Here is a 26,484-nt window from a genome sequence, read left to right as displayed (position 1 = left end):
ATCGACAGACGTCAACATAGAGATATGTCGAATCAAGAGTTCGTGGTGCTCGGGCAGGACGGCCCCGACGGCTGCTGCCCCGGCCTGCTGACCGCCCCGCTGGCCGAGGACCAGGCCGCCGAGCTGGCGAAGGTCTTCAAGGCCCTGGGCGATCCGGTCCGGCTCCGGCTGCTGTCGATGATCGCCTCCCGGGCGGGCGGCGAGGTGTGCGTCTGCGACCTCACCCCCGCGTTCGACCTGTCCCAGCCGACGGTCTCCCACCACCTCAAGCTCCTGCGCGAGGCCGGCCTGATCGCCTCCGAGCGGCGCGGGACGTGGGTGTTCTACCGGCTGCTGCCGGAGATGACCGACCGGCTCGCCGGGATCCTCACCCGCCCCGCCGGGCAGCCCCTGCCCGAGCCGGCCGAAGCTCTCTCGTGACCCGCGCGAGCACCGCCCCCGTGGCGGCCCGGCTGTCCTTCCTCGACCGCTACCTCGCGGTGTGGATCCTGGCCGCGATGGGTGCCGGTCTCGGCCTGGGCCGCCTCGTCCCCGGGCTGGGGGACGCATTGGCGAAGGTCACCGTCACCGGCGTCTCGCTGCCGATCGCGCTCGGCCTGCTCGTGATGATGTACCCGGTGCTGGCCAAGGTCCGCTACGACCGCCTCGACGCCGTCACCCGCGACCGCCGCCTCCTCGTCCCGTCGCTGGTGATCAACTGGATCGTCGGCCCGGCGGTGATGTTCGCCCTGGCCTGGCTGTTCCTGCCGGACCTGCCCGAGTACCGCACGGGCCTGATCATCGTGGGTCTCGCCCGGTGCATCGCGATGGTGATCATCTGGAACGACCTTGCCTGCGGCGACCGCGAGGCCGCCGCCGTCCTGGTCGCGCTCAACAGCGTCTTCCAGGTGATCGCGTTCTCCGCGCTCGGCTGGTTCTACCTCTCCTTCCTGCCCGACCGGCTCGGGCTGGAGAGCACGGGCCTGGACGCGTCCGTATGGGAGATCGCCCGCTCCGTGCTGATCTTCCTCGGCATCCCGCTCGCCGCCGGCTACCTCACCCGCCGCCTGGGCGAGAAGGCCAAGGGCCGCACCTGGTACGAGGCGAAGCTGATCCCCCGCATCGGCCCGTACGCCCTCTACGGACTGCTGTTCACGATCGTCGTGCTCTTCGCCCTCCAGGGCGAGGCGATCACCTCGCAGCCCTGGGACGTGGCCCGGATCGCGCTGCCGCTGCTCGTCTACTTCGCCGTCATGTGGGCCGGATCCATGGCCCTGGGCCGCGCCGTCGGCCTGGACTATCCGCGGACGACGACACTGGCGTTCACCGCCGCCGGCAACAACTTCGAGCTCGCCATCGCGGTCGCCATCGCCACCTTCGGCGCCACCTCCGGCCAGGCCCTCGCCGGGGTCGTCGGGCCCCTCATCGAGGTCCCCGTCCTCATCGGCCTCGTCCACGTCGCGCTGGCCGCCCGCCGCCGCTGCTTCCCCCACCCTGCCACCGGCCCGTCGGCCGCCGCCCCGGAAGGTTCCGCCCGTGTCCGAGTCCCGTAAGCCCTCGGTGCTGTTCGTCTGCGTCCACAACGCCGGACGCTCCCAGATGGGCGCCGCCTTCCTCACCCACCTCGGCGCAGGCCGCGTCGACGTCCGCTCCGCCGGCTCGGCGCCCGCCGAGACCGTCAACCCCGCCGTCGTCGAAGCCATGCGGGAGGTCGGCATCGACATCTCGGCCGAGACTCCGAAGGTGCTCACGGTGGAGGCGGTGCAGTCGTCGGACGTGGTGATCACCATGGGCTGCGGCGACGCCTGCCCGTACTTCCCCGGCAAGCGCTACCTGGACTGGAAGCTCGACGACCCGGCCGGCCAGGGCGTCGACGCGGTCCGCCCGATCCGCGACGACATCGAACACCGCGTCCGGGTCCTGCTCACCGAACTCGGCGTCCAGGCCCGCGCATGACCACGGGCGCCACCGGCGCCATGGCCATCGGCAACTCGGGGACTCGGGGACTCGGAGACCCTCCGGCCCCCTTTGCTACGCCTTGTCGTAGACCGCCCACCGTTCCAGAGCGAACCCGTCACCCTCCTTGCGGACTTCCATGGCACCCGCCCCGCCGAGGTGCGCAGGGAGGACCAGTTCGCGTTCGGCTGCGGCCCGTTCCAGGATTCGGCGGCGGCTGGCCGCCGCCTGGTCCTGGTCGAGGCAGAAGCAGCTGTTGCAGGAGGGCTGGAGGATCTGCACCGGGCTGTGCAGCAGGTCGCCGACGAAGACGGCCCGGTCGGTCCCGGAGGTCAGCCGCAGGACGGACGAGCCCGGTGTGTGGCCGGGCGCGGGCTCCAGCGTGAGGTGGTCGTCGATGCGGTGGGCGCCTTCCCACAGCACGGCCCGGCCGGCCCTGTGAATGGGCGCAATGCTGTCCTCGTAGAGCAGCCGGTCCTCCTCCCGCAGCCCGTTCCCGTATCCGTTGTCCGGGCCGTAGTGGAAGTCGTCGGCGGCCGGGATGAGGTATTCGGCATTGGGGAAGGTCGGTATCCACTCCCCCTCGGCGCCTACGCCTGCGCCCACGCCCACGCCCGTGGTGTTCCAGCCGACGTGATCGACGTGGAGATGGGTGTTGACGACGACGTCGACGTCCTCCGGGTGGATACCGGCCTGTGCCAGCCGGCCCAGGAAGTCGCCCTGCCAGTGGTGGAAATGCGGGGAGTCGGGCCGCTCGCGCCCGTTGCCCACGCCGGTGTCGACGAGGACGGTACGCCCGCCGCTGCGCAGCACCCAGCTCTGCAGCGCCGATACCGCTCTGTCGCTGTGCGGCTCCCAGTGGTCCGGCGCCAGCCAGTCCTCGTTGTCCTTCCACGTCCCGGCGGCGGACTCCGGGACGAGGCCGCGGGCCGGCAGGAGCGGGCCCTGCCACTCGACGACCCGGATGACCTCGACATCCCCGAGCACCATGCTCTGCACGTTCTCGCCCTGCACGTTCTCGCTCTGCGCATCCTCGCTCTTCATGTCCCCGACCCTAGGGAGAGGGACCTGAGCTCCTCAATGATTGTTCTGCTCACCTGAATACGTCGGCGTCTCACGCCTGATGCCCGCCGGCGATACCCTGACGGCCATGGACGTGGTCAGCGACGCACTCTCCGCCGTACGCCTCGGACGCCCCTTCTCCGACCGGGTGCGGGCGAGCGGCAGCTGGTGCGTGCGCATGCCGCCGTACGACGGGGCCGGGTTCCACGTCGTCCTGGAGGGCGCCTGCTGGCTGCTGGCCGACGGAGACTCCCCGATCTCCCTCGGCGCCGGTGACGCGGTGCTGCTGCCGCACGGTACGGGCCATGTGCTCGCCGATTCCGCACTCGATGCGGCGGCCGTGGAGAAGGCGGTGCCGTTCGAGCAGTGGCGCGACGGACCCGGTGCGCGAGCCGGCACCGGTCGCGGCGACATGGAGATGCTGTGCGGCAAGTACCGGCTCGACCGCAGCCGCGTGCACCCGCTGATGGCGGAACTGCCGAAGGTCGTCCACCTGCCGAACCGCGCGGGCAGCCACCCCGAACTCCGTGCCGCCATCGGCCTGCTGGGCGGCGAGCTGGACGAACGGCGGCCCGGTTCGTACACGGCTCTGCCGAGCCTGCTCGACCTCCTCCTCGTCTACATGATCCGCTCCTGGATGGCCGAGAGCACGACCGGAGCCTGGCCCGGCGCACTGAGCGACGACGTGACGGCCGCCGCCCTGCGCGCGCTCCACGCGGACCCGGCCGCGCCGTGGACCAACGAGCGCCTGGCCGCCGCGGCGGGCGTCTCCCGGCCCACCCTGGCCCGCCGGTTCACCGCCATGGTCGGCCGCCCGCCGATGGCGTACCTGACGTGGTGGCGCCTGACCTTCGCCGCCACCCTGCTCCGCGACACCCCGGATACGCTCGCCACCGTCGCCCGCCGCGTCGGCTACGGCAGCCCGTACGCGCTCTCGCACGCCTTCAACAGGGAGTTCGGGACGACGCCGGGCCGGTATCGGGAACAACTACAGGGTGGTCGTTGAGCGTCCGGTTCTAGACTCCCGGCCATGACCACGTCGATGACTGCAGGAGATTCGCTAGCCACCAGCCAACGATCCCTGGGCGACCCGGAGGTCCGCCACCCGCTGTGGCCGCCGCTGGTCGCGGGGTGCCCCACCACGAGCACCGACACGATCGCCCACCCGCTGGAGGTGGATTACGCATACGACAAGGCCAGTCCGGCGCTGTTCACCGGTGCGGACTCCAACACCGGCTCCAGCCGCGGCGCAGGTCACAACCGGTGGGCCCCGCTGCTGCCCCCGCTGCTGGCCCCCGGACTCGGGGAAGGCGGCACCCCGCTGATCGACATCGGGGACGGGGTCTTCGTCAAGGACGAGTCCCGCAACCCCACATGGAGCCACAAGGACCGGCTCAACCGGGTCACCGCCGGCGCCGCCGTCGGCGTCGGGGCGAGCGGCATCGTCGTCGCCTCCTCCGGAAACCACGGCGCGTCCGCCGCCGCGTACGCGGCGCGTGCCGGGCTGCGCTGCGTCGTGCTCGCATCCGCGGACATGCCGCCCGCGGTCGCCTCCTTCCTCAACGCCTACGGGGCGGTGGTCCTGCCTGTGCCCGCTGCCGACCGCTGGCCGCTGATGCGGCTCATCGTCGACCGCACCGGCCTGCATCCGGTCAGCAACCTCGCGGTGACCCACACCGGTCACCCCTTCGGCGCCGAGGGCTACAAGACCGTCGCGTACGAGATCTTCGCCGACCTCGGCGTCCCCTCGGCGGTGTTCGTGCCCACCGGCTACGGCGAACTGCTCTTCGGCGTCTGGAAGGGGTTCACGGAACTGCACCGCCTCGGCCTGGCGGAGAGCGTCCCGCGCATCCACGCCTGCGAGCCCGCCCTCGGCGGCCCGCTCCACGCCGCCCTGCGCCAAGGGGTCCCGGCCGTCCGGGTCGACGTCGGCGAGTCGGACGCGTACGGCATCGACTGCGCGGTCGGCAGCATCCGGGGCGTACTGGCCGTGCGCGGGAGCGGCGGCAGCGCGCTGCTGGTCAGCGACGAGCAGATGCGGGCCGCCCAGGCGGAGCTGGCCGGCCACGGCCTGTGGGCGGAGCTCTCGGCCGCCGCGGGGCTCGCCGGCCTGCGCAGCGCGGGGCCGGGGGTGGAGCGGGAGGGGCCGGTCGTCTGCATCTCCACGTCCAGCGGCTTCAAGGATCGCGGCGTGGGTGCATCGCCGGAACTCGCCACGCCCGTCGACCCCTCCTGGGAAGAGGTGTCCCGGCGGCTGCGCGCCGCAGGAATCCGTGACTGACCGTAACCTCTTTGCCGCACACGAGTAGTGCAGGTTTGTGTATGCGCCGACGGGGACGGGGTGTCCGAGTTTCTGAATTGCACCCTCGGCGAAAGCGATACGTGCGCGTCACTCCTGCCGGATGTGTATGGCGAGGGAATCCGCGGGCAGCCATGACGGAGAGGAGGCTGTGACATGGAATGTCCGCGGCTGTACGACGTCACCGATCTACCGGCACTGGAATTCGACCCCTTCCTCTGGAAATCGCTGAAAGACGCCCCGGTTTCCCGGATCCGGCTACCGCACGGCGAAGGTGACTGCTGGCTCGTTACCCGGCACGCCGACGTGCGGTTCGTCACCTCGGACCGGCGGTTCAGCCGGGACATCGTCGGGCGGTCCGTCCCGAAGATGACCAAGCACTTCATCCCGCTCGACAGGGCCGTCAGCTTCGTGGACCCGCCCGATCACGCACGCGTGCGCGCGGTGGTGGCCCCTGCCTTCACCCAGCGCCGCATGGACCTGCTGCGCCCTCGCGCCCAGGCCGTCCTCGACCGCCTGGTCGACGGATTGCTCGAAGCCGGTCGGCCCGCCGACGTCATTCGCCACGTCACCTCGCCGTTTCCCCTGGAGGTGATCAGCGAGCTGCTCGGCATCCCGGAGGCCGACCGTACCCGCGTGCGGGACTGGGCCCAGATCCTGCTGTCGAGGGCGTCGGACCACGCAGCGGCCGAGCGCGCCAAGCAGGTGCAGCAAGCGGCCAGGGCGTACTTCCGCGAACTGGCCGCCCTGCGCCGGGCCGAGCCCCGGGACGATCTGATGAGCGCGATGGTGGCCGCCGTCGACGAAGGCCGCATCGACGAGGAGGAGCTCCTTGCGCTGGCCACCCTCATGGGGCTCAACGGCTGGCACGCGGTCCGCAACAACGCCTCCAACATGGTGTACGCGCTGCTCACCGAGAAGGGACTGCTGGACAGGCTGCAGTCCGAACCCGCGCTGGTGCCGCAGGCGGTGGAGGAGTTGCTGCGCTGGATCCCGCACAAGCACGGGGTCGGGCAGCCGCGGATCGCCACCGAGGACGTCGAAGTGGGCGGCGTCCTGATCCGTCAGGGGGAGTTCGTCTACGTCTCCTACGTCGCGGCCAACTGGGACGAGCAGGTCTACCCCGATCCCGGTCGCATCGACGTGGACCGTCAAGGCCCGCCGCACGTCGCCTTCGGGCACGGACCGCACTTCTGCGTAGGCCCCATGCTCGCCCGCATGGAGTCGGAGCTGCTGCTGGCCACCCTGGCCCGCCGACTGCCCACGATGCGGCTGGCCACGCCGCAGACACAGGTGCGGTGGCAGACCGAGGTGTTGATCCGGGGGCCGGTCGACCTGCCGGTCACCTGGTAGCCGGCACTTCCGAAGACCCCCATGATCCCTGAAGGTCCCTGGAGGTCGCTGGAGGTCACTGGAGGTCACTGGAGGTCACTGAAGGCCCCTGCAGCCCCGTGGATAACATCCCTGCATGACACACGCATCATTGCGCCGTTCCATAGCGCCGGCAGCGGCCCTGACCCTCGCCTTCACCGCACTCCTGGGCCCGGCCGCCGCCGGCGCGGCCGCGGCCGCTTCCCCCGCCGGGCAGGCCGCCGTTCGCCCGACCGCCTCGGACCGCGACGTGGTCGCCGGTCTGGAGCGCTACGCCCACCCGCTGCGTACCGCCGAGCCCGGCGGGCCGGCGGGCGACCTGGCCGCGTTCGCCACGATGACCCGCGGTGCGTCCATCGTCGGCTTCGGCGAGGCCTCGCACGGCTCGAAGGAAGTGTTCACGGTGAAGGACCGGCTGTTCAGGCAGCTGGTCCAGCGCGAGGGCTTCTCCGCCTACGCCATGGAGATCAGCTGGTCGGCGGCCACGCGGCTGAACACGTACCTCCTCACCGGCAAGGGCGACGTCCGGCAGATCATGCGTGAGGAGTTCCAGGACGGATACTCCCTGCTCAACACGGAGGAGCTCGCCCAGCTGTTCGACTGGATGCGGGAGTACAACCGCACCGGCTCGCACAAGATCCGGGTCGTGGGCATGGACTTCTCCGACGCCGACCCGGAGCAGTACGAGCGCATCCTCACCTGGGCGGAGGGCAACGAGCCCGCCCTCGCCCCCGAACTCCGCCGCCACTACGCCGCACTGCGCGCCCTGCCCACCGGGGTGGCCGCGCGCATGGCCGCGTACAACGCCCTGCCGCTCGCCGAACGGAAGGCGATCGCGAAGGACGCGGAGGCCGCGTACCAGCTGCTCTCCAAGGCCGGAAAGCAGGATCCCCGGGTGCTGCAGGAGGCCCGGGTCATCTCGCACATGGCCACGGAGTACACCGTGGACTGGAGCGACCCGGCCCAGGCGAAGGCCGCAAGCCGCCACCGCGACCGGACCATGGCGGAGACCGCCGTGTGGTGGCAGCGGCAGACCGGCGAGCGGATCGTGGTCTCGGCCCACAACGGTCACGTCTCCTACGAGTCCGCGGTGCCCGAGTACTACCCGGTCACGATGGGCGCGGACCTGCGCGAGCTCGCGGGCCGCGACTACCTCGCCGTGGGCACCTCCTTCTACGGCGGCGACTACCGCGCCAAGACGGCGACGGGCGAGTCGGGAACCTACAGCGTCGGCCCGGCCGCGCCCGGCAGCAACGAGTACACCCTCGACAAGGTGCGCCACCGCGACTTCTACGTCGACCTCCGCGCGGCCGGCCGCAACCCGGCCGTCAAGAGCTGGCTGGACACCGAGCGCCCCACGTTCGTCGTCCCCGGTCGGTACCCCAACGACCCGACGCCGCCGCTCGCTCTCGGACGCGCCTTCGACGTCGTGGTGCACCTGCACCACGTACGGGCGTCCGTGGCCGTGCCGCCGCAGCCGAAGTAACCACCGGCTGCGGCTGCTTCGCCGTCTTCCTCCCGTCACCCGCCTGGGTGACGGAAGGAAGATGTCACCCGCCCGCCTCACTACTCTCGGGTCCGTCCCGAGGTCATGGTGCGGTGAGGGAGACGGCCGATGCAGTCGCAGTCCGATGAACCATCAGATTCGCCGGATTCATCTGATTCACCCGAATCGCCTGGTTCACCAGGTTCACCTGATTCACTTGGTTCACCTGGTTCACCTGAGAAACCTCCCGCGCTCGACCCCTGGCGGCGCCGCTACGCCGCCCGCACGGACGGAATGATCGCCTCCGAAGTGCGGGCCCTGTTCGCCGTGGCGGCCCGACCGGAGGTGGTGTCACTGGCCGGAGGGATGCCGAACGTCGCCGCGCTGCCGCTGGAGACCGTCAGCGCCGTGATGGCCGACCTCGTCCTGCAGCAGGGGACGGTCGCCCTTCAATACGGCTCCGCGCAAGGCGTCCGGTCGTTACGCGAGAGCATCTGCGACGTCATGGCCCTCGAAGGCATCACCGCCGCACCGGACGACGTGGTCGTCACCAGCGGCTCACAGCAGGCCCTGGACCTGGTCGCCAGGATCTTCCTCGACCCGGGCGACACGGTGGTCACCGAGGCCCCCACCTACGTGACGGCGATCAACACCTTCGCCGCGTACCAGGCCCGTATCGCCCACGTCCCGATGGACGGTGACGGAGTCGTCCCCGAGGCCCTGGCCGACACCTTCGCCCGTCTGCACGCCGAAGGGCGCGCCCCCAAACTCTTCTACACCGTGCCGACGTTCCAGAACCCCGCCGGAGTTACTCTCTCGGCCGCGCGGCGGCACCAGGTCCTCGAAGTCTGCCGCCGGGCCGGGGTGCTGATCCTGGAGGACAATCCGTACGGGCTGCTGCGCTACGACGGCGAGCCGGTGCGCGCCCTGCGCGCCGACGCGGCCCGCGGCCACGACGTGGTCTACCTCGGTTCGTTCTCCAAGACCTTCGCCGCGGGGCTGCGCGTCGGCTGGGCCCTCGCGCCCGCCGCCGTCCGGGACAAACTGGTCCTGGCGGCCGAGTCCGCGATCCTGTCCCAGTCCCCGTTCACCCAGCTCGCCGTCGACCGCTACCTGCGCACGCAGCCCTGGCCGGACCAGATCAAGGTGTTCCGGGAGATGTACCGCGAACGCCGCGACGCCATGCTCGACGCCCTCACCGCGTACATGCCCCCGGGCGTGACCTGGACGACCCCGGCCGGAGGCTTCTTCGTCTGGGCCACCCTCCCCGAAGGGCTGGGGCTGGACGCCAAGGCCATGCTGCCGCGGGCGACCGGCGCCCGCGTCGCCTACGTACCCGGCGCGGGCTTCTTCGCCGACGGCAGCGGCCGGGCGAACATGCGCCTGTCGTTCTGCTACCCGCCGCCGGAGCGGATCCGCGAAGGGGTCCGGCGGCTGGGCGTCGTCATCGCCGATGAGATCGCGCTCCGGGACACGTTCGCCGACGCCCTCGACACCGGTGGCGGCGTACGCCCCGGCCACTCCCCCGTCCGACGGGCTCCGGTCCCCGAACTGCCCTGACGTTCCTCCGTCACCGGCATCGGCGGCGAACCGACCGCTCGCGGTGGGCAGCGCGTGCAGGCCGCGCGCGCCCGGCCACGGGAGACGCGAGCGTCTCGTGCCCCGTGCGTCACCCCTGGATCGCTGCGGGCACGGAACCGACGAGGCCGCCGTCGATGACGAGGTCCTGGCCGGTGATGTAGGAGGCGTCGTCCGAAGCGAGGAATGCCACGGCCGCCGCGATGTCGCCGGGGCGACCGAGGGAGCCCAGGGGCACCTCCGCGGCGTTGCGCGCCTCGGCGTCGGGGGCGGGGTTCGCCTCCCGGTACATCTCGGTGTCGATGTAACCGGGGCTGACGGAGTTGACCCTGATGCCGCGGGGGGCGAGGTCTGCGCCCAGCGTACGGGCCAGGTTGTGGACGGCGGCCTTGCTGGCGGAGTAGACGGACGCCACGGACAGCCCGCGGTACAGGGTCCAGGAGGCGTTGATGACGACGGCACCGCCGTCCCGCATCAGCGGCAGCGCCTTGTGGACGGTGAAGAAGACGCCCTTGAAATTGACGTCGACGACGTGGTCGAAGTCGGCCTCGGTGATCTCGGCGCTCGGCTTGAACACCCCGACGCCCGCGTTGGCGAAGACCGCGTCGAGGTGACCGCGCCAGGCCTCCGTCCGCCGCATGAGGTGATCGAGGTCGGCCTGCGAGGCCACGTCCGCGCGGACGGCGAGAACACGCTCGGGGCCGGCGCCGAGCCGGGCGACGGCGGCGTCGAGGCGCGCCTGGTCGCGCCCGGTGATGACGACGTACGCGCCCTCGTCGAGGAGCCGTCGTGCGGTGGCGAAGCCCATGCCGCTGGTGCCGCCGGTGATCAGGACCGTCTTGTCGGTGAATCGCTTCATGCCGACGATCTTGGAGCGGGCCGGTCCCGGTCGGAAGGGTCAGCTGATCCTGGGTCTGTCACCACCACCCTGAGGCCTGGGCAGGGGAGTCAGGCGAGGTCTACGACCGCCTTGCCGTGCAGGCGGCGTTCGAGGAGCAGGCCGACGGCGTCGGCGGCAGCGTTCCACGGGCCGCGCCAGGCGATCTGGGCGTCGAGTTCTCCGGAGGCGACGAGGCCGGCCAGCAGGGTCAGGTCGGGGCCGAGGCCCGTGCAGCGCAGCAGGAAGAAGCTGGTCAGCGAGCGGTCGTGCCCGGCGGGGGCGCCGCCGAAGGCGCCGGGCGGGAAGGTGTCGGGGCTTTGCGCGGCGCGGCCCACCGAGACGAGGGTGCCGTGTTCGGCGAGGCGGGCGTAGCCCTCGACCAGGTGTCGTCCGCCGACCATGTCGATGACTCCGTGCACGGGTTCGGCGAGGACTTCGGGGCCGGTGACGATCTCGTGTGCGCCTAGGGCCCGGAGGCCGTCGCCGTGCGTGCGGGGGTCGCCGGTGGAGGCGATGACGTGCGCCCCGCCGCGGCGGGCGAGCTGGACCGCGTACCGGCCGACTCCCCCGGTGGCGCCGGTGATCAGGACGCGCTTGCCGAGGATCGGCCCGAGTCGTTGCAGGGCGCGCAGGGCGCTGGCGCCGGCGACGGGGACGGTGCTGACGACGCCGAGGTCGGTGCCGACGGGGACGGTGCCGATGAGATCGGTGTCGACCGCGCGCAGTTCCGCCCAGGCGCCGTCGGGGGCGAGGGTGACCACGGGGGTGCCGGCGGCGGGGCCGGAGCCGTCGGCCGCGGCACGTTCCACGACACCGGCGGCGTCCCAGCCGAGTACGGCTCCGGCGGGCGCCTCCGCCAGGGCGTGCTGGACCTCGCCGAAGTTGAGCGAGGTCGCGGCGACGCGGACGATCGCCTGGTGCGGGGCGGGTTCGGGGTCCGGCGCCTCGCCCAGGCGCAGGCGGCCGGGGGCGGCGGGATCGACGAGGAGTGCGCGCATGGAGGTCAGCCCTTTCGAGATCGGCTTCGAGATCGGCTTCGAGATCGACTATGCCGATGAGATTGTGCCACTCGGTGGCATTAACCTACAGGTGGCATTGGCGCCCCCGCTACACTGACCGTGATGGCAACCACCGACGCACCTGGCGCTCCCGAAGCACCCACGGGCGCACCCACGCCCGCAGAGCGCCTCCCGCTGCGCGAGCGCAAGAAACTGCGCACCCGTCAGGCGCTGATCGACACCGCCCTGGAGCTGTTCACGGAACGGGGCTTCGACGGGGCGACGCTGGACGAGCTGTGTGACGCGGTCGAGGTCTCCAAGCGCACGTTCTTCCGTAACTTCGCCAGCAAGGAAGACGTGGCGATGGCGCCGACCCAGGACCTGTGGGCGGTGTTCCTCGGCGACCTGGAGACGCGCGAACCGGGTGAACCAGGCGAACGGGATGAACCAGGCAGCGAAACGGTCCTGGAGATGCTGCAGGCATCGGTGTTCGCGGCGCTGGACCGGATGACCGACGAGGGATGGACGCGACGCGTCCGCCTCAGCCGCCGCCTGGCCGCCGGGACGCCGTCCATGGACGCCCACGGCCTGCACTTCTGCGACCGTACGGCCCGTAGCGCCGCCGAGACCCTCCGGCACAGGCTCCGCATCGAAGACCCCCGCGACGACCTGCGCCTGCGCCTGGCCCTCGACTTCCTCGTCGCCGCCTGTCACTACGCGATGGACACGTGGGTGTCCCTCCCGGGCGATCCGGGCCGAAGCGCCCTCGCCGCCGAACTCGGCACCGCCTTCGCCGCGATTCCGGAAGCCCTGACGCTCAAGGCGGCACCGGCGGATTCCGCGCGCTGACCGCGCCGCGGTCGAGCCGGACGGCTGACGCGCCGTCCACGTCGTTGGTCCGGGGCTTCAGCGGGGCACGGTTCTCCAGCGAGGGCACCCGGGCGGCGTGCGTGGAACGGCTCCTCGAAGGGCTCGGCCTGAGCCCCGACTCACCGAAGGCCGCCGCCGGATACGCCGCCTCCCGTAGCTGCTGGCAGCAGATCGCAGACCGGGCCGGCATCGCCCACCACAAGCCCCTCGACCGGCAGGGATTCGTGGCCGCCCTGTCCTCGGCCTGCGCCAGCGGGACGATCATGGAGATCTTCGAACCGGTGATCGCCGCCCACGTCGACCTCGTGGATACGGACGGCGACGGCGTGGTGGACCGGTCGGAGTTCGTCCGGGCCCAAGCCGTGAACGGCATTCCTGCCCACCCGGCCGAGGACGCGTTCCACCGGATCGACTCGGACGGCGACGGAAGCATCACGCTCGACGAGTGGCTCACCGTCGTCAGCACGTTCTACACCGACCCGGAGCCGGACAACCCCGGAGACCGGGTCGTCAACTACCGCCCCTAGCGGTGGGCGAGTTCGAGGACGACCATTCCGTGGGCGTACGACGTGTCACAGCCGTTGCGCCGCCGCTTCCGCTTCCTGCCGCCACTCCTGCCACCGCCCGCGAGACCCGGAAGTCCGGCACCAACGGTCCGAGCATCGCGGGGAGTCGGCCGACTCCGCCGTTCGGAAACCCGTTCGAGTCGAGCCGTGGGTCACCGCCTGCTGTCAGGCGCGGGACACGAACTTTCGGAGACCGTAGGCGGCCGCTCCCGTCGCGAGGACCGCGGCTCCGGCCGCGACCGACGTCACGGGCAGGGCGAACGCCAGGGCTGCGCAGCCGGTCAGGCCGATGACCGGGACCGGTCGCGGCGGGCGTCCCTCCTCCGGGGCGAGGGTCCACGCGGCGGCGTTGGCGATGGCGTAGTACGCCAGGACGGCGAAGGAGGAGAAGCCGATCGCGCCCCGTACGTCCACCGTCGCAGCGAGCACCGCGACGACTGCACCGACGGCGAGTTCGGCGCGGTGCGGGACGGCGAAGCGGGGGTGGACGGCGGCCAGGGCGTGGGGCAGGTGGCGGTCGCGGGCCATGGCGAGGGTGGTGCGGGAGACGCCCAGGATCAGGGCGAGCAGGGAGCCGAGGGCGGCGACGGCCGCACCGGCGCGCACGATAGGCACCAGGGCGGGGGCGCCGGACAGGCGCGCGGCCTCCGCCGGCGGTGCGGTGGCCTCGGCGAGCCGGTCGGGGCCGAGGACGGACAGCGTCGCGGCGGCGACGGCCGCGTACACCACGAGGGTGATGCCCAGGGCGAGCGGGATCGCACGGGGGATGGTACGGGCCGGGTCGCGGACCTCCTCGCCGAGGGTCGCGATGCGGGCGTACCCGGCGAACGCGAAGAACAGCAGTCCGGCCGCCTGCAGCACCCCGCCCGCGCCGGCGTCCGCGGCGATGTGCAAGCGCCCGGCCTCTGCCGTTCCGCCGGCAAGGCAGGCGGCGACCACCGCCGCCAGGACCGCCAGGACGACGGCGACGATCGCCCGGGTCAGCCGGGCGGACTTCTGCACCCCCGTGTAGTCGACCGCCGTCAGCACCACAACGGCCGCCACCGCGACCGCGTGGGCCCGGCCGGGCCACGCGTAGGTCCCCACGGTCAGGGCCATGGCCGCGCAGGAGGCGGTCTTGCCCACGACGAAGCCCCAGCCGGCCAAGTAGCCCCAGAAGTCGCCGAGGCGCTCGCGGCCGTAGACGTAGCTTCCGCCCGAGGCCGGGTAGCGGGCGGCCAGCCGCGCCGAGGAGGTGGCGTTGCAGTACGCCACCAGCGCGGCCAGGGCAAGGGCGGGCAGCAGAGCGGATCCGGCGGCGCCGGCTGCCGGTCCGAGGGCGGCGAAGATCCCCGCCCCGAGCATCGACCCCAGGCCGATGACCACGGCGTCGAAGACACCCAGCCGCCGCTTCAACCCGCCTGTGTTCGCCGGAGCCGGGTCCGGGTCCGGGTCCGCCGCCGCATTCATCCTTCACCCCTCCACGGAGCCCCGGCGGGCCCCACGAGTCATGAGTACCGGCGCACCGTACCGGAGCGGGACGCCCGGCCGGGGCCGCGGTGACGTCACGACACGGCCGGGTCGGGACCGTGCCGGTTCCCGAACTGCTCCGCGATCTCCCGCCGGGAGCGCATGAGCCGGCCGAGGACCACGGGACCCGCGCCGACCAGGGCGCAGTGGACCTCCACCCGTGGCCAGTTGCCCGTCTCGGGGAACGGGCCGCCGAAGAAGGTCCCCGCGAGGGCGAGCAGCGAGAGGCCGAGAACGCCCGGGTGCTCGATGCGCGAGACCAGCCGGGCCAGCAGGTCGCTGCCGGCCAGGGCCAGGATCGCGCCTTCCACCAGCGGGCCCGGCGGCCGGAACCGGCCCGGGGCCCGCTGCGCTCGCCGCCGGATTCCGGTGGGCCCCTCACAGGGGGCCTGTCACGTCGTTCTGAGTACGCGTACTCAGGTGCTCCGAGGAGTGTTTGCGCACGATCGTCCTATGGATCAAGCAGACAGACGGTGGACACGGTGGGCACCGGTGGCATTCCTCCTCGGCACGGCATGGCTCGCCGGGGCGCTCGTGGTGCCCTGGGCGTGGAAGGTCGGCGTCGTGTGGGCGTGGGCGGGGGGCCTGCCCGGTGCGGTGGGCGCGCTCGTGGCCGGGAGCGCGGTGATGGTGGCGGCGCTGTTCGCGGCCGGGCTGCCGGTCCGGGACATGAGGGCAGGCCCTGCCGCCCCGCCCGTGCGCCGCACGACCTCCGGGCAAGTGGGATGGGCGGTCGCCGTGTTCCTGGGAGGGAGCGCCGGGGTTGCGCTCGGATACCTCGCCCGGCAGTCCGGTGACATCGGCCTGGGCGGTGACTCGACGCTCTTCCTGTGGTGCGGCGTGCCGTACGCCCTGTGCGCGGCCCTGTCCGTGCCCGCCCGGGCCGTACGCGCCACTGCAGGAACGGTGATGGCCACCACCGCGGTCCTCCTGGTGTGGTCCGGGTACGAGGCGGACCGGAGCAAGGAGCTGGCCTCCCTGCTCGAAGGTTCGCCGCTCCCCCGGGAGCACCTTCTGCTGCCCGAGGCCCCTGACGGGTACGAGATCGACGCGGGCAACGGCAGCATCTCGGCCGGGGGGCTCCGCCTCGGCTACCGCCACACCGGCTCCGGCAAGAACCCGCAGCGGCAGCCGTTCCAGTACGAAGTGTCGCCCGGCAGCACCTCCCCCTGCGCCGACCACACCCTGCCAGGCCCCGCCACCTGCAAGGACCTCGGCGGAGGCTTCACTTCCGTCACCCGGAAGCTGGGCGACGGGAGCACCGCCGACGGGCTGTCGCTGCAGCGCGACGGGGTCACCCTCACCGTCACCGTGTACGAACCCGTGCCCGGCCCGGAATTGCGCCGCATGCTGGAGCGGGCGCACCGGGCCGACGACGGCGAGCTCCTACGCGCCCTGCACTTCGAGCCGTAGCCCTAGCCGTAGCCGTAGCCGCAGCAGTCCAAGTCCAAGTCCAAGTCCAAGGCTCACCGCCGGAGTCGGCGTTTCCCTCATCGGGGTGGTTTCGGCCCGGTCGCGGCGCCGCTCCCCCTGTTCTTGCGATTACCTCTCGAACACCGCAGCAGACATCGCAGCAGAGCAGCAGGGGGGCGCCATGACAGACGGGACGGTTCTGTTCGCAGTACGGGAGAACTCCGGGGACGGGGGCACCGGAGCCGAGCAACTACGCCGGATTCACAATGAGTTGGAGGCAGCCGGTTACGAAGTGCGCTGGGCCTCCACGAGCGACGACGCCCGGGCGGTGCTGCGCACCGAGGCCGGGCTGGCCGCCGCCGTCGTCGACTGGGGGCTTCCCGGAACCGACGGGGAGGGCGGCAAGGCCGACGGCAAGACGGACGCCAAGGAAGGCGGCAAGGAGGACGGCACGGAAGGCGGCGACCCGGGCGGCGCCGGTGTGCTGCGCCAGGTGGGCCGCCGCTTCCGGAACCTGCCGGTCTTCCTGATCACGGCCGGCGAGGACCTCGACCACCTGCCTCTGTGGGTGGCCGAGACCGTCGTCGGCTACATCTGGCCGCTGGAGGACACCGCGCCCTTCATCGCCGGGCGGATCGCACGGGCCGCCCGCGGCTACCAGGAGGACCTGCTGCCGCCGTTCTTCAAGGCGCTGCGGCAATTCGACGACACGCACGAGTACTCCTGGCACACCCCCGCCCACTCCGGCGGCGTCGCCTTCCTGAAGTCCCCGGTCGGCCGGGCCTTCTACGACCACTTCGGGGAACGGCTGCTGCGCAGCGACCTGTCGATCTCGGTCGAGGAGCTCGGGTCGCTCTTCGAGCACACCGGCCCGGTCGGTGCGGCGGAGCGCAACGCCGCCCGCATCTTCGGCGCCGACCGCACCTACTTCGTCCTGCACGGCGACTCGACGTGCGACCGCATGGTCGGTCACTTCAGCGTCACGCGCGACGAGATCGCGCTGGTGGACCGCAACTGCCACAAGTCGGTCCTGCACGGCCTGGTCCTGTCGGGCGCGCGGCCGGTCTACCTGGTGCCCACACGCAACGGATACGGGCTGGCGGGCCCGCTGCCGCCCGCCGAGGTCCAGGCGCAGTCGGTCGCCTCGCGGATCGCCCGCAACCCGCTGACCCAGGGGGCGGTCTCCCCCGACGCCCAGTACGCGGTGCTCACCAACTCCACGTACGACGGGCTGTGTTACGACGCGCTGCAGGTCGCCCGGGCCCTCGCGCCCAGCACGCCCCGGCTCCACTTCGACGAAGCCTGGTTCGCCTACGCCCGGTTCCACCCCCTCTACGCGGGGCGCTACGGCATGGCGGTGGGCCCCGACACCTTCCCCGGGGCCGAACGGCCCACCGTCTTCTCCACCCAGTCCACGCACAAGCTCCTGGCCGCGCTGTCGCAGTCCGCGATGGTGCACGTCAAGCCCGCGCCGCGGGCGCCGGTGGAGCACGAGCGGTTCAACGAAGCGTTCATGATGCACGGCACCACCTCGCCGCTGTACCCGATGATCGCCTCCCTGGACGTGGCCGCGGCGATGATGGACGGGCCGCAGGGCCGCTGGCTGATCGACGAGGCGGTCGCCGAGGCCGTCCGCTTCCGCCAGACGGTCGTCCGCATCGGCCGGCGCATCGCGGCCGCCGGCGACCGGCCCGGCTGGTTCTTCGGCGTCTGGCAGCCCGAGGCGGTGACCGACCCCGCCACCGGCGAGCAGGTGTCCTTCGCCGACGCCCCCGCCGAACTGCTGCGCACCGAACCGTCCTGCTGGCAGCTGGAGCCCGGCGCCGACTGGCACGGCTTCCCCGGCCTGACCGAGGGCTACTGCCTCCTCGACCCCGTCAAGGTCACCCTCACCTGCCCGGGCATCGACGCCTCGGGGCGGATGTCCGACTGGGGCATCCCGGCCCGCGTCCTCACCGCCTACCTGGCCACCCGGAACATCGTGGTGGAGAAGACCGACAGCTACACCACGCTCATCCTGTTCTCCATGGGGATCACCAAGGGCAAGTGGGGCACGCTCATGGACGCCCTGATGGACTTCAAGACGCTCTACGACGAGGACGCGCCGCTGGAGCGCGTCCTGCCGGAGCTGGTCGAGGCGCACCCTCAGCGCTACACCGGAGGAACCCTGCGCGGGCTGTGCCAGGAGATGCACGACCACCTGCGCGAGACGGACCTGGTCGAACTGCTCGACACCGCCTTCCAGGACCTGCCCGAGCCCGTCACCCCGCCCCAGCACTGCTACCAGCGCCTCATCCGCGGCGGCACCGAGCGGGTGCGCCTGGCCGAGGCGGCGGGCCGGGTGGCCGCCGCCATGGTGACCGTCACCCCGCCCGGCATCCCCGTCCTCATGCCCGGCGAGAACACCGGCACGCAGGACGGCCCGCTGCTGTGCTACCTCAAGGCCCTGGAATCCTTCGACCGGCGCTTCCCCGGCTTCCACAGCGAGGCCCACGGCGTCACCCTCGACCCGGACAGCGGCGACTACCTCATCGAATGCGTACGCCGCATCCCGGCCCAGCAGGCCGGGCAGACGGCAGCTTCGTCCGTGCAGGTCAACGACGTGTGAACGGCCTCACGTCGATCACCGGCATGCCCGCAGCGTGGGCAGCGGCGATCCCCTCGTCGCTGTCCTCGTAGACCAGGCAGCGCGAGGGGTGCGCCCCGAGCGCCTCGGCCGCGGCCAGGAAGATGTCCGGGGCGGGCTTGCCGCGTTCGACGTCGTCACGCGTGACGAGGGCCTGGAAGGCGTCGTGGAACGGCTGGTGCTTCAGCGTGGTCTCGATGATGTGCCGGGCCCCGCCCGAGGCCACCGCCATCGGGAGGCGGTGCTTCATCGCCTCCACCACGGCCAGGACGGCCGCGTGCGGGCGTACGGTGTGCGCCTCCTCGAGGAACAGCGCGTCGCGCGCCGCGACGACCTCCTCGAGGGGGCGGCCCAGGCCCAGCCCGCGCTCGTCGAGCAGCGCGCGGATCATCTCGGCCGAGGACAGGCCGGTACGGGCGTCGAACCAGTCCTGAGCGAGGTCGACGCCCTCCTGCTGCAGGGCGGCGGCCATGGCGCGGTAGTTGGTGTACTGGCTGTCCACCAGTGTGCCGTCCCAATCGAAGAGCAGGCAGGCGGCGTTGCGGGGTGCGAGGTCGGGATGCATGGGGGACATCACCTCTCTGTTTCCAGCGGATGGTCGGAACGAGCAGGAACGGTGGGAACGATGGGAACGGTGGGAGCTGTGGCAACAGGGGCCGGGGGCACGGATACGGTTGCGATTTCGGCAGTGGCTGCGGGTGCGGACTTCGTCTCCTGCATCCACTTCCCCAGCCCCACGGCCGAGGCGGCCGTGATCACCGCGTAGACGAGGAAGGCGCCTTCGAGCGACAGCCCCTGCACCAGCGGCAGGAACGTCGTCGCCACGACGAAGTCCGCGCCCCAGTGCGCCGCCGTGGCCAGGCTCATGAGGGCGCCCCGCGCGCGGGCGGGGTAGATCTCGGCGATGTAGACCCAGAACACCGCGGCCGGGCCGACGGCTCCGGCCGTGATGAACAGGCACAGCAGGACGGCCGTGGCCACGCCCGGGTCGCCGAGGCTCTGGACGGACGCGATCGCCACGGCTGCGGCGGCCATCACCGCCAGCCCGCCGAGCATGAGGGGCCTGCGCCCCCACCTGTCGAGGAAGACGATGGTGAAGACGGTCGCCACGACGTTGCACGAGCCCACGAGCACCGAACCGGCGACGCCCCCGCTCGACGTCAGGCCGCTGTCGGCGAGGATGGTGGGGGCGTAGTAGATGGCCGTGTTCAGCCCGGTGAGGTGGACGAGGACGGCGATGGCCAGGCCCAGTGCCACCCAGCGCGGCCCCGCGTGCGCCGCGGCCGCCCGCAGGCCGAACCCCCGGGCGGCGGACGGGGCGTCGTCCGCGGCCCGGACCGGCAGGCCCAGGCGGTGCGCCTCGCGGGCCGCGCGGTCCGCCTGCCCCCGGCTGTGCAGCCACTCCGGGGACTCGGGGACGAAGGGGAGCCCGGCCAGCAGGATCAGGGCCGGGGCGGCGCCGAGCGCGAACATCGCGCGCCAGTTCCCGGAGGACTCCAGGACGTACGCCACGACGTAGGACAGCAGCAGCCCCACGGTGATCATCAGCTGATTGACCGTCACCAGCGCACCGCGGCGGGCCGGCGGAACGATCTCCGAGATGTACAGGGGAACGGCGAACGACGTCGCCCCCAGCGCGAGCCCCACCAGGAGGCGCCCCACGAGCAGCGACGCCGGGCCCTCCGCGGTCGCGGACAGCAGCGTGCCCGCGGCGTAGAAGGCGGTGGCGCCGCCCAGGACCGGCCGGCGGCCGAGGCGGTCGGCCAGCCGGCCGCTGGTGGGAGCGGTCAGGGCCGCTCCCAGCAGCGCCGCCGACACCGCCGCGCCCTGGGCCCACGACGACAGGTCGTAGGTGCGGGAGACCAGCGGGAGGGCTCCTGCGATGACACCCGTGCCGTAGCCGAAGAGGAGCCCTCCGAGCGAGGTCAGCAGCACCGTGAAGGCCCGGAGCGGCGACGACCGGACATGCGTCTGCGTCACTGCGGCGCCGGGCCTTCGTCACCGCAGGGCACCGGCGCGCCGTCCGCAGCCGCGGAGGCCACGAGGGACTCCCCCACCCGCGCCGTCCGCCGGGAGTCCGCGAGCGGGACGCGGACGCCCGAGCCCGCGCCGCCGCCCGCGCGTACGACTTCGGCGAAGTGGGCCACCTGCAGCTGGTAGTGGTTCGCGGCCGGCACCGTCTCCTCCCGGACGCCGTCCGCGGTGAGCACGGTGATGACGCCGTCCTCCCCGCTCATGGCCCAGGCGTTCCGCACGGTGATGGTCCCGTGGGTGCCCTGGAGCTCGTACCAGGCGCGGGGCCCGTAGTCGATGCTGTAGTCGACGACGGCGCTGCGGCCCCGGCCGAAGTCCATGGTCGCCACCGCGCTGGTGTCGACCTCCAGGCCCGGCCGCCGGCCGAAGCGGGCCGAGACGCGCTCGGGGGCCTGCCCGAAGAAGAACAGGGGCACGTCGATCGCGTAGCACCCGACGTCCCAGGTGGCGCCGCCGCCGAGCGCCGGATCGAGACGGATGTTGCCGCTTCCGGTCTCGATGGCGAAGGCGAACGACGCACGGACGACGCGCAGTTCGCCGACCGCGCCGGAGGCGAGCAGCTCGGCGGCGCGCGCCTGCTGCGGGTGGAAGCGGTACATGAAGGCTTCCATCACCGTACGGGAGGAGGCCTCCGCGGCCGCCTCGATGCGCGCACAGCCCTTCTCGTCCATGGCCATGGGCTTCTCGACCAGGACGTGCTTGCCCGCTTCCAGGGCCCGTACGGTCCACTCGACGTGGTCGGTGTTGGGCAGGGCGATGTAGACCGCGTCGACGGCGGGGTCGGCGAGGAGGGACGCGTAGTCGCGGTGGGCGGCGGCGCCGAACGGCTCGCCGGCCGTCGCGGCCTGCTCGGTCCGTCCGGGGCGGCTGGCGACGGCGGTGAGCTCGCAGCCCGGGGTCCCGGCGACGGCCGGCATGAGGTGCGTGGCGATGTAGGACGTGGCGCCGAGCACGCCCCAGCGCAGGGGGGCGGGTGCGGGGGTGGGTGCAGGGCTCATGCCAGGTCCTCCTGTACGAATTCCGCCGCGCGCTCGGCGACTGCGGCCACTGCGGCGTGGATGTTTCCGGTGATCATGTTCGGGATGACCGAGGCGTCCGCGACGCGCAGCCCGGCGACCCCCCTGACGTCCAGGCGCGGGCCGACGACCGCCATGCCGTCCGCCTCCTGCCCGAACCGGCAGGTGCCGACCGGGTGGAACTGCGTCTGCGCGTTCGCCCGGACGAAGTCCTCCAGCTCGCGGCGCGTGGCCGCCGGGCTCAGCGGGCCGCCTGCGGCGAAGTCCGACAGCGGGGCCGTCGCCGCGATGTCGCGGGCGATGCGCACGCCCTCCACCAGGGTGTCGAGGTCGTGCGGGTCGGAGAGGTAGCGGGGGTCGATCAGCGGGTGGGCCGTGGGGTCGGCGGAGGCCAGGGTGAGGCTGCCACGGCTGCGCGGGCGGGTGACGCCCGGGCCGACGGTGAAGCCGCGGCCGAGCTCGGAGCCGTTGTTCAGGTCCTTCATGGGCGCGAAGGACAGCTGGACGTCCGGGGCCGGGGAGCCGGGGTACAGCGTGACGAAGCCGCCCGCCTCGCCGAGGTTGGAGAAGTCCGCGACGGGACGGCCCTCGGTGGTGTCGTAGGCGAGGGACACCTGGACGTGGTCGTGCAGGTTGGCCCCGACGCCCGGCAGGTCGGTGACGACGGGGATGTCCAGCGCGGCCAGAGCGGCCGCCGGGCCGATGCCGCTGAGCAGGAGCAGCTGGGGGCTGGCGACGGCGCCGCCGCACAGGATCACCTCGCCCGCGCAGCGCACGGTGGTGACGCGGCCGTCGCGCAGGATCCGTACGCCCGCGGCCCGCCCGTCCTCGACCTCGACGGCCGTGACGGTGGCGCCGGTGAGCAGGGTGAGGTTGGGGCGGTCGAGCGCCGGGCGGAGGTGGGTGTGCGCGGTGTTGCCGCGGCGGGCGGGCGTCGCGGGCGTCGTCCGACCGGGGCCGGGTTCTGCGTCGTCGGTGCGCGTGGTGCGGTAGAGGCCCACGCCTTCCTGCACACCGGAGTTGAAGTCGAGGTTGGATGGCAGGCCGTACTTCTCCGCCGCTGCGACGAACGCGGCCGCGAAGGGGTGCGGGGCGGTGTTCTCCGCGACGGGGATCCGCCCGTACTGCGGCGCGCCCGCCGGGCCCTCCAGGGCTTCGAGGTACGGCATGACGTGCTGCGCGTCCCACATGGCGCCGCCCCAGCGGGCCCACGCGTCGAAGTCGGAGGCCGCGCCGCGGACGTGCACCATGGCGTTGATGGCGCCCGACCCGCCGACGACGCGGCCGCGCGGCCAGGCGAGGCGCCGGCCGGCGAGCGCGTCCTGCGGAACCGTCCGGTACTTCCAGTCCAGTTCGCCGCCCAGCAGGAACGGCCAGGACGCCGGGCGGGCGATTGCCGGGTCGTCGTCCGCCGGGCCCGCTTCCAGGAGCAGGACCGATCTGTCGCGCTGCTCGCTCAGCCGGGCCGCGACGATGCTTCCGGCTGCGCCTGCGCCGACAACGATGACGTCATAGGTGCCACCGGCACCATGGACACCGTCGGTTTTCATGGAACCACTTCCATTGGGGGAGAGCAGAGAGAGATCTGCAGAAAGAGATCGAAGAGAGCGAAGAGATCGGGGGGGAGGCCGGCGGCTCAGACCGCCAGGAAGCCGCCGTCGACGCCGATGGTCTGACCGTTGACGTAGGAGGACGCCGGCGAGAACAGCCACATCGCCACGTCGGCGACCTGCCGCGGGGTGCCGATCTCGCCCGACGGGATCAGGCCCCGCCAGGTGGTCGCCCCGCCCACGGCCGCCTCGGACGCGGCGAGCATCTCGGTCTCGATGGGGCCCGGCGCCAGCGCGTTGACCCGTACGCCGTCGCGGGCGTGTTCCAGCGCCGCGACGCGCGTCAGGGCCACGGCGGCATGCTTGGACGCCACGTACGCCCCGATGCCGGGGAACACGGTCCGCAGCCCGTGGACCGAGGTGTTGTTCACGATGCTTCCGTGACCCTGCTCCGCCATCAGCCGCAGTTCTTCGCGCAGGCAGAGCCACAGTCCCCGGGTGTTGACGGAGAACGCGCGGTCGAAGTCCTCCTCCGACACGTCGACGAGGCGGCCGTCGCCGGGCACGCCGGCGTTGTTGAACGCGTGGTCAAGGCGCCCGTAGGTGGCGGTGATGCGGGCGAACAGCGCGCGTACGTCGTCGGGTTCGGTGATGTCGCAGCGGAAGAACTGCGCGTCGCCTCCCCCGGCGCGGATCTCTTCGGCGGCCCGGTGGCCGCGCTCTTCGTTGCGGGCGGCGAGGACCACGGTCATACCCGCTTCCGCGAACGCCGCGGCGGATTCGCGGCCGATGCCGGCGCTGGCTCCTGTGACGAGGACGACCCGGTCGCCGCTCACCGGCGGCCCTCGGCGGCGGGGGAGGCAGGGGAGGTAGAGGAGGCAGGAACTGCGTCCAGCAGGTCCGCCATGGCCTCGCAGGCCTGCTTGATCTCCACCTCGGTCACGTCGTTGAGGAAACGGACCTGGCCGATGCCGGTCAGCATGGGGAGGTTCTGCCGGCCGTCGCGGTGACGGACGGTGTCCTCCAGGGCTTCGAGGACCAGGTCCGTGTCGCAGAAGAGGGGGTGGGAGGGGGCCAGGCCGAGGCGGCGCGCGGCGGCGACGACGCGCTGGAGGTCCGCGGCGGGGATCAGCTCGCGGTTCGCGGCGATCACCGCGGAGAACACACAGTCCATGGCCACGGCTTCACCGTGGAGGAGTTCGGGGATGGCGCGCATCTCCACCAGGGGCGAGAAGGAGTGCCCGTAGTCGACCGACCGCTCGAGGTTCTTCTCCCAGAGGTTGGGCTCCAGTTCCTCGGCCATGCCCGCGATCGCGCGCCCGATCACCTCGTCGGCGATCTCGCCGGCCACGCCCTCCACGCCGTCGTCACCGGCGGCCGGGTCCTGGAAGCGCGCGCTGATCAGCGCTGCGCCGTACGTCTCCAGGAGCTCGAAGAGGCGGCGGTCCTTGATGAGGGCCATCTTGAAGATCTCGCCCATGCCGTTCCTCAGCTCCCGCTCGGGGACCGTGGCGAGGAACTCGCGGTCGATGAGCGTGCGGGGAGGCGGGCTGTAGCTGCCCAGGCGGTTGCGGTAACCGCCGTAGTTGATACCGGTCTTGGCCGCGACGCTCACGTCGACCTGGGCCAGGAGGGTGGTGGGGACGCGGACGTACGGTATGCCGCGCCGGTACAGGCTCGCCGCCAGACCCACGACGTCGGCCACCACGCCGCCGCCGATGACCAGGGGCGGGCTGCTCAGGCGGTGCGTGCCGACCTCGTTGAGCTTGTCGGCGACCTGCATCACCTGCTCGATGTTCTTGTTCTCCTCCGCGCCCTGGATCGTCAGGTACTCGACCTCGGCGCCGTGGTGCGCGAAGTAGTCGCGGATGCGGGTGCCGTACAGGGCGTCGATGCTGTGGTCGAGGACCACCAGGCGGGTGCCGGCCGCGCGGCCGCCGCCCGGGACCGCTAAGAGGCCGTCGTTGCGCGGGTCCAGGAGCCCCCGCGTCTCGACGATCTCGTAGGCGATCGTCTGCTGACTCCGTACCTGCCAGGTCTGACTGCGGGAAGCGAAAACCATGCAGCGAATCTCTCTTTCGGAGCTCGGCTCGGCGGGATCGGCGGCACCGGCGGCGGGCGGCCGGCGGTTGCGGTCGCAGCCGCGGGCGCACGTGCGTATCGGCCGCTACCGAGCGGCGTTCAAGATCATTTCAATACGAAGCTACTACCGTCGCTCAAGGTGAAGCAAGGGTTCCGGAGTGCGAAAGGTTCAAGAGATCAATCACTCGCGAAGGGGCGGGCGAGGGTGCCGATTCCCCTTACCTGCGTGAACCTGTCAAAGTCGGCGAACGCGCCGCACCGCCGCCCTGGAGGGCTTGTGTTCACTATGTGAAGGATGGCGTCCCGAAGTGTGCGTGCCGTACGGTCGCCGGGTGAACGCCGCGACCGCCACAGGGCTGCTCCACCTCATCGCCGCCGAGCCCACGCTGCTCGCGAGCGCGCCCGCCGACCCGGACGAGTCGGACCTCCACCTCCGCGTGCGCGAGGGACGGCACCTGTGCCTCGGCTGCGGGCAGCCCGCCCGGTGCGCCGCTGTCGTCAACTCCGACACGCACGGGCCGCGTTGGCTGGATCTCTGCTCCCCCTGCTGGCAGACCGTGCGCACGGCCAACGTCCTGTGCGGCGATGCGGAGGGCGCCGGGGAGCCCGGGGAGCCCGGGGATGCGGACGGTCAGGCCGGGTCGTAGACGGTGACCGGCACCCCGCGGCCGGTCAGCCTGCGCGTGACGAGCGGCTCCACGGTGTCCCACCGGCCACCGGCCAGGCCGCAGCCGATCCGGGGCATGTGCACCGAGGCCCCGAGGGCGAGGGCTTTGTCCCCCAGGGAGGCCAGGGCGGTGTCGATCGCTTCGTAGCGCACCGGGACGCCGACGCCGGCCGCGCGCTCCGCGGCGGTACATATGCCGTGCTGACCCACCATGTTGGCCACCCACAGACCCGGCTCGACCTCGACGTACTGCACGGCCCCGAGGCCGAAGTCGTTGCGCTGCCGGTCCCTGTACCACCGGCGGAAGGCGGCCTCGGGAGCGCTCCACCGCCGGGAGAGGGCCAGGACGAAGCCCTTCCCCCACCCGCCGGAGTCATTGCAGACGTGAGCGATGATGCGCGGGCCGGAGCCCCTGGGGGCCGTCGCGTCCCCGTGCTCGTAGACGATCTCTGAAGCCATGTCGCGCACCTTATGACCGGGGACTGACAATCGGCCGCGGCGGCGCGTCGCGCAGAGCCGAAGCGCACGAGGCCGTCACCGGT

Annotated in this window: 25 protein-coding genes; 13 read left to right on the top strand and 12 right to left on the bottom strand. The window is 72.2% G+C overall.

The features are described from left to right. The first annotated feature begins 24 nt into the window (after positions 1-24). Genes AS857_RS11760 through AS857_RS11750 form a run of 3 tightly spaced genes read left to right on the top strand, consistent with a single transcriptional unit; the run spans position 25 to position 1,935 of the window. On the top strand, positions 25-420 hold the full coding sequence (locus AS857_RS11760) for an ArsR/SmtB family transcription factor (RefSeq protein ID WP_058043057.1): 396 nt from the start codon (positions 25-27) through the stop codon (positions 418-420). Next, positions 417-1,532, top strand: coding sequence for an ACR3 family arsenite efflux transporter (arsB, locus tag AS857_RS11755; RefSeq protein WP_058043056.1), 1,116 nt, complete (start codon positions 417-419; stop codon positions 1,530-1,532). The genes AS857_RS11760 and arsB overlap by 4 nt, the downstream gene beginning before the upstream one ends. Then, positions 1,516-1,935: an arsenate reductase ArsC gene (locus AS857_RS11750; RefSeq protein ID WP_058043055.1), complete on the top strand. Its 420-nt coding sequence runs from the start codon at positions 1,516-1,518 to the stop codon at positions 1,933-1,935. Before arsB ends, AS857_RS11750 begins: the two co-directional genes overlap by 17 nt. A gap of 75 nt (positions 1,936-2,010) precedes the next feature. Here the strand turns inward: AS857_RS11750 and AS857_RS11745 are convergent, their stop codons facing one another. Further along, positions 2,011-2,979, bottom strand: coding sequence for an MBL fold metallo-hydrolase (locus AS857_RS11745; protein WP_058043054.1), 969 nt, complete (start codon positions 2,977-2,979; stop codon positions 2,011-2,013). 106 nt (positions 2,980-3,085) lie between these two features. Between AS857_RS11745 and AS857_RS11740 the strand changes: the two genes are divergently transcribed. From AS857_RS11740 to AS857_RS11720, 5 genes are all read left to right on the top strand, one after another. Then, positions 3,086-4,003 (top strand): AraC family transcriptional regulator, encoded by a 918-nt coding sequence (locus AS857_RS11740; protein WP_058044083.1) that lies wholly within the window; start codon positions 3,086-3,088, stop codon positions 4,001-4,003. Positions 4,004-4,027: 24 nt separating this feature from the next. Then, positions 4,028-5,278 carry a threonine synthase gene (locus AS857_RS11735; protein ID WP_058043053.1) on the top strand — a complete coding sequence of 417 codons (1,251 nt, stop codon included), beginning with the start codon at positions 4,028-4,030 and terminating at the stop codon, positions 5,276-5,278. 174 nt (positions 5,279-5,452) lie between these two features. Beyond that, on the top strand, positions 5,453-6,649 hold the full coding sequence (locus AS857_RS11730; RefSeq protein ID WP_058043052.1) for a cytochrome P450: 1,197 nt from the start codon (positions 5,453-5,455) through the stop codon (positions 6,647-6,649). A gap of 115 nt (positions 6,650-6,764) precedes the next feature. Next, a complete protein-coding gene (locus tag AS857_RS11725) occupies positions 6,765-8,153 on the top strand; it encodes an erythromycin esterase family protein (RefSeq protein ID WP_063804228.1) in 1,389 nt (462 codons plus the stop codon). 294 nt (positions 8,154-8,447) lie between these two features. Continuing rightward, a complete protein-coding gene (locus AS857_RS11720) occupies positions 8,448-9,713 on the top strand; it encodes an aminotransferase-like domain-containing protein (RefSeq protein WP_079110253.1) in 1,266 nt (421 codons plus the stop codon). Between the two features lie 109 nt (positions 9,714-9,822). Here the strand turns inward: AS857_RS11720 and AS857_RS11715 are convergent, their stop codons facing one another. Next, positions 9,823-10,590 (bottom strand): SDR family NAD(P)-dependent oxidoreductase, encoded by a 768-nt coding sequence (locus tag AS857_RS11715; protein ID WP_058043050.1) that lies wholly within the window; start codon positions 10,588-10,590, stop codon positions 9,823-9,825. Between the two features lie 89 nt (positions 10,591-10,679). Next, complete coding sequence (locus AS857_RS11710) at positions 10,680-11,609, bottom strand: zinc-binding dehydrogenase (RefSeq protein ID WP_058043049.1); 930 nt, start codon at positions 11,607-11,609, stop codon at positions 10,680-10,682. Between the two features lie 123 nt (positions 11,610-11,732). Here AS857_RS11710 and AS857_RS11705 point away from each other — a divergent pair, with 123 nt between their 5' ends. Continuing rightward, complete coding sequence (locus tag AS857_RS11705; RefSeq protein ID WP_079110252.1) at positions 11,733-12,458, top strand: TetR/AcrR family transcriptional regulator; 726 nt, start codon at positions 11,733-11,735, stop codon at positions 12,456-12,458. A 101-nt stretch (positions 12,459-12,559) separates the two neighbouring features. Then, entirely contained in the window at positions 12,560-13,006 is a 447-nt protein-coding gene (locus AS857_RS11700) for an EF-hand domain-containing protein (protein WP_144440782.1), read from the top strand. Positions 13,007-13,210: 204 nt separating this feature from the next. Here the strand turns inward: AS857_RS11700 and AS857_RS11695 are convergent, their stop codons facing one another. Both AS857_RS11695 and AS857_RS11690 read right to left on the bottom strand, forming a co-directional pair. Next, complete coding sequence (locus AS857_RS11695) at positions 13,211-14,494, bottom strand: APC family permease (protein WP_058043047.1); 1,284 nt, start codon at positions 14,492-14,494, stop codon at positions 13,211-13,213. A gap of 95 nt (positions 14,495-14,589) precedes the next feature. Further along, entirely contained in the window at positions 14,590-14,865 is a 276-nt protein-coding gene (locus tag AS857_RS11690; protein ID WP_058043046.1) for a hypothetical protein, read from the bottom strand. A gap of 181 nt (positions 14,866-15,046) precedes the next feature. On the opposite strand from AS857_RS11690, the gene AS857_RS11685 reads away from it, so the two are divergent. Further along, positions 15,047-15,967 (top strand): hypothetical protein, encoded by a 921-nt coding sequence (locus tag AS857_RS11685; RefSeq protein ID WP_058043045.1) that lies wholly within the window; start codon positions 15,047-15,049, stop codon positions 15,965-15,967. A 181-nt stretch (positions 15,968-16,148) separates the two neighbouring features. Beyond that, complete coding sequence (locus AS857_RS11680) at positions 16,149-18,575, top strand: Orn/Lys/Arg family decarboxylase (RefSeq protein WP_058043044.1); 2,427 nt, start codon at positions 16,149-16,151, stop codon at positions 18,573-18,575. On the opposite strand, the gene AS857_RS11675 is transcribed toward AS857_RS11680, so the two are convergent. The 6 genes from AS857_RS11675 to AS857_RS11650 all read right to left on the bottom strand — a co-directional run bounded on the left by AS857_RS11675 (position 18,562) and on the right by AS857_RS11650 (position 25,255). Further along, positions 18,562-19,158, bottom strand: a complete 597-nt coding sequence (locus AS857_RS11675; RefSeq protein ID WP_058044081.1) for an HAD family hydrolase — start codon at positions 19,156-19,158, stop codon at positions 18,562-18,564. The two genes, AS857_RS11680 and AS857_RS11675, sit on opposite strands and share 14 nt — an antisense overlap. 8 nt (positions 19,159-19,166) lie before the next feature. Then, positions 19,167-20,573: a sugar porter family MFS transporter gene (locus tag AS857_RS11670; protein ID WP_058043043.1), complete on the bottom strand. Its 1,407-nt coding sequence runs from the start codon at positions 20,571-20,573 to the stop codon at positions 19,167-19,169. After that, positions 20,570-21,625, bottom strand: a complete 1,056-nt coding sequence (locus tag AS857_RS11665; RefSeq protein WP_058043042.1) for a Gfo/Idh/MocA family protein — start codon at positions 21,623-21,625, stop codon at positions 20,570-20,572. The genes AS857_RS11670 and AS857_RS11665 overlap by 4 nt, the downstream gene beginning before the upstream one ends. Then, positions 21,622-23,193 (bottom strand): GMC family oxidoreductase, encoded by a 1,572-nt coding sequence (locus AS857_RS11660; RefSeq protein WP_058043041.1) that lies wholly within the window; start codon positions 23,191-23,193, stop codon positions 21,622-21,624. Before AS857_RS11660 ends, AS857_RS11665 begins: the two co-directional genes overlap by 4 nt. Before the next feature lie 86 nt (positions 23,194-23,279). After that, complete coding sequence (locus tag AS857_RS11655) at positions 23,280-24,029, bottom strand: SDR family NAD(P)-dependent oxidoreductase (RefSeq protein WP_058043040.1); 750 nt, start codon at positions 24,027-24,029, stop codon at positions 23,280-23,282. Continuing rightward, a complete protein-coding gene (locus AS857_RS11650; protein ID WP_058043039.1) occupies positions 24,026-25,255 on the bottom strand; it encodes a sedoheptulose 7-phosphate cyclase in 1,230 nt (409 codons plus the stop codon). The genes AS857_RS11655 and AS857_RS11650 overlap by 4 nt, the downstream gene beginning before the upstream one ends. A gap of 352 nt (positions 25,256-25,607) precedes the next feature. On the opposite strand from AS857_RS11650, the gene AS857_RS11645 reads away from it, so the two are divergent. Beyond that, positions 25,608-25,922 carry a hypothetical protein gene (locus AS857_RS11645; protein ID WP_144440781.1) on the top strand — a complete coding sequence of 105 codons (315 nt, stop codon included), beginning with the start codon at positions 25,608-25,610 and terminating at the stop codon, positions 25,920-25,922. On the opposite strand, the gene AS857_RS11640 is transcribed toward AS857_RS11645, so the two are convergent. After that, positions 25,907-26,401 carry a macro domain-containing protein gene (locus AS857_RS11640; RefSeq protein ID WP_058043037.1) on the bottom strand — a complete coding sequence of 165 codons (495 nt, stop codon included), beginning with the start codon at positions 26,399-26,401 and terminating at the stop codon, positions 25,907-25,909. The two genes, AS857_RS11645 and AS857_RS11640, sit on opposite strands and share 16 nt — an antisense overlap. Positions 26,402-26,484: the final 83 nt, after the last annotated feature.

The sequence above is a fragment of the Streptomyces roseifaciens genome (assembly GCF_001445655.1).
Classification (GTDB): Bacteria; Actinomycetota; Actinomycetes; order Streptomycetales; family Streptomycetaceae; genus Streptomyces; species Streptomyces aureoversilis.
The sequence above is the reverse complement of the archived record's forward strand: the minus strand, read 5'-3'. Positions and strand labels throughout refer to the sequence as shown.

Excerpts from the sequence above, each read along its gene's own strand:
- AS857_RS11760 (WP_058043057.1), top strand. The coding sequence starts at position 25 with ATGTCGAATCAAGAGTTCGTGGTGCTCGGGCAGGACGGCCCCGACGGC.
- AS857_RS11745 (WP_058043054.1), bottom strand. The coding sequence starts at position 2,979 with ATGAAGAGCGAGGATGCGCAGAGCGAGAACGTGCAGGGCGAGAACGTG.
- AS857_RS11740 (WP_058044083.1), top strand. The coding sequence starts at position 3,086 with ATGGACGTGGTCAGCGACGCACTCTCCGCCGTACGCCTCGGACGCCCC.
- AS857_RS11735 (WP_058043053.1), top strand. The coding sequence starts at position 4,028 with ATGACCACGTCGATGACTGCAGGAGATTCGCTAGCCACCAGCCAACGA.
- AS857_RS11730 (WP_058043052.1), top strand. The coding sequence starts at position 5,453 with ATGGAATGTCCGCGGCTGTACGACGTCACCGATCTACCGGCACTGGAA.
- AS857_RS11725 (WP_063804228.1), top strand. The coding sequence starts at position 6,765 with ATGACACACGCATCATTGCGCCGTTCCATAGCGCCGGCAGCGGCCCTG.
- AS857_RS11720 (WP_079110253.1), top strand. The coding sequence starts at position 8,448 with ATGATCGCCTCCGAAGTGCGGGCCCTGTTCGCCGTGGCGGCCCGACCG.
- AS857_RS11715 (WP_058043050.1), bottom strand. The coding sequence starts at position 10,590 with ATGAAGCGATTCACCGACAAGACGGTCCTGATCACCGGCGGCACCAGC.
- AS857_RS11710 (WP_058043049.1), bottom strand. The coding sequence starts at position 11,609 with ATGCGCGCACTCCTCGTCGATCCCGCCGCCCCCGGCCGCCTGCGCCTG.
- AS857_RS11705 (WP_079110252.1), top strand. The coding sequence starts at position 11,733 with ATGGCAACCACCGACGCACCTGGCGCTCCCGAAGCACCCACGGGCGCA.
- AS857_RS11695 (WP_058043047.1), bottom strand. The coding sequence starts at position 14,494 with ATGAATGCGGCGGCGGACCCGGACCCGGACCCGGCTCCGGCGAACACA.
- AS857_RS11680 (WP_058043044.1), top strand. The coding sequence starts at position 16,149 with ATGACAGACGGGACGGTTCTGTTCGCAGTACGGGAGAACTCCGGGGAC.
- AS857_RS11675 (WP_058044081.1), bottom strand. The coding sequence starts at position 19,158 with ATGCATCCCGACCTCGCACCCCGCAACGCCGCCTGCCTGCTCTTCGAT.
- AS857_RS11665 (WP_058043042.1), bottom strand. The coding sequence starts at position 21,625 with ATGAGCCCTGCACCCACCCCCGCACCCGCCCCCCTGCGCTGGGGCGTG.
- AS857_RS11660 (WP_058043041.1), bottom strand. The coding sequence starts at position 23,193 with ATGAAAACCGACGGTGTCCATGGTGCCGGTGGCACCTATGACGTCATC.
- AS857_RS11650 (WP_058043039.1), bottom strand. The coding sequence starts at position 25,255 with ATGGTTTTCGCTTCCCGCAGTCAGACCTGGCAGGTACGGAGTCAGCAG.
- AS857_RS11640 (WP_058043037.1), bottom strand. The coding sequence starts at position 26,401 with ATGGCTTCAGAGATCGTCTACGAGCACGGGGACGCGACGGCCCCCAGG.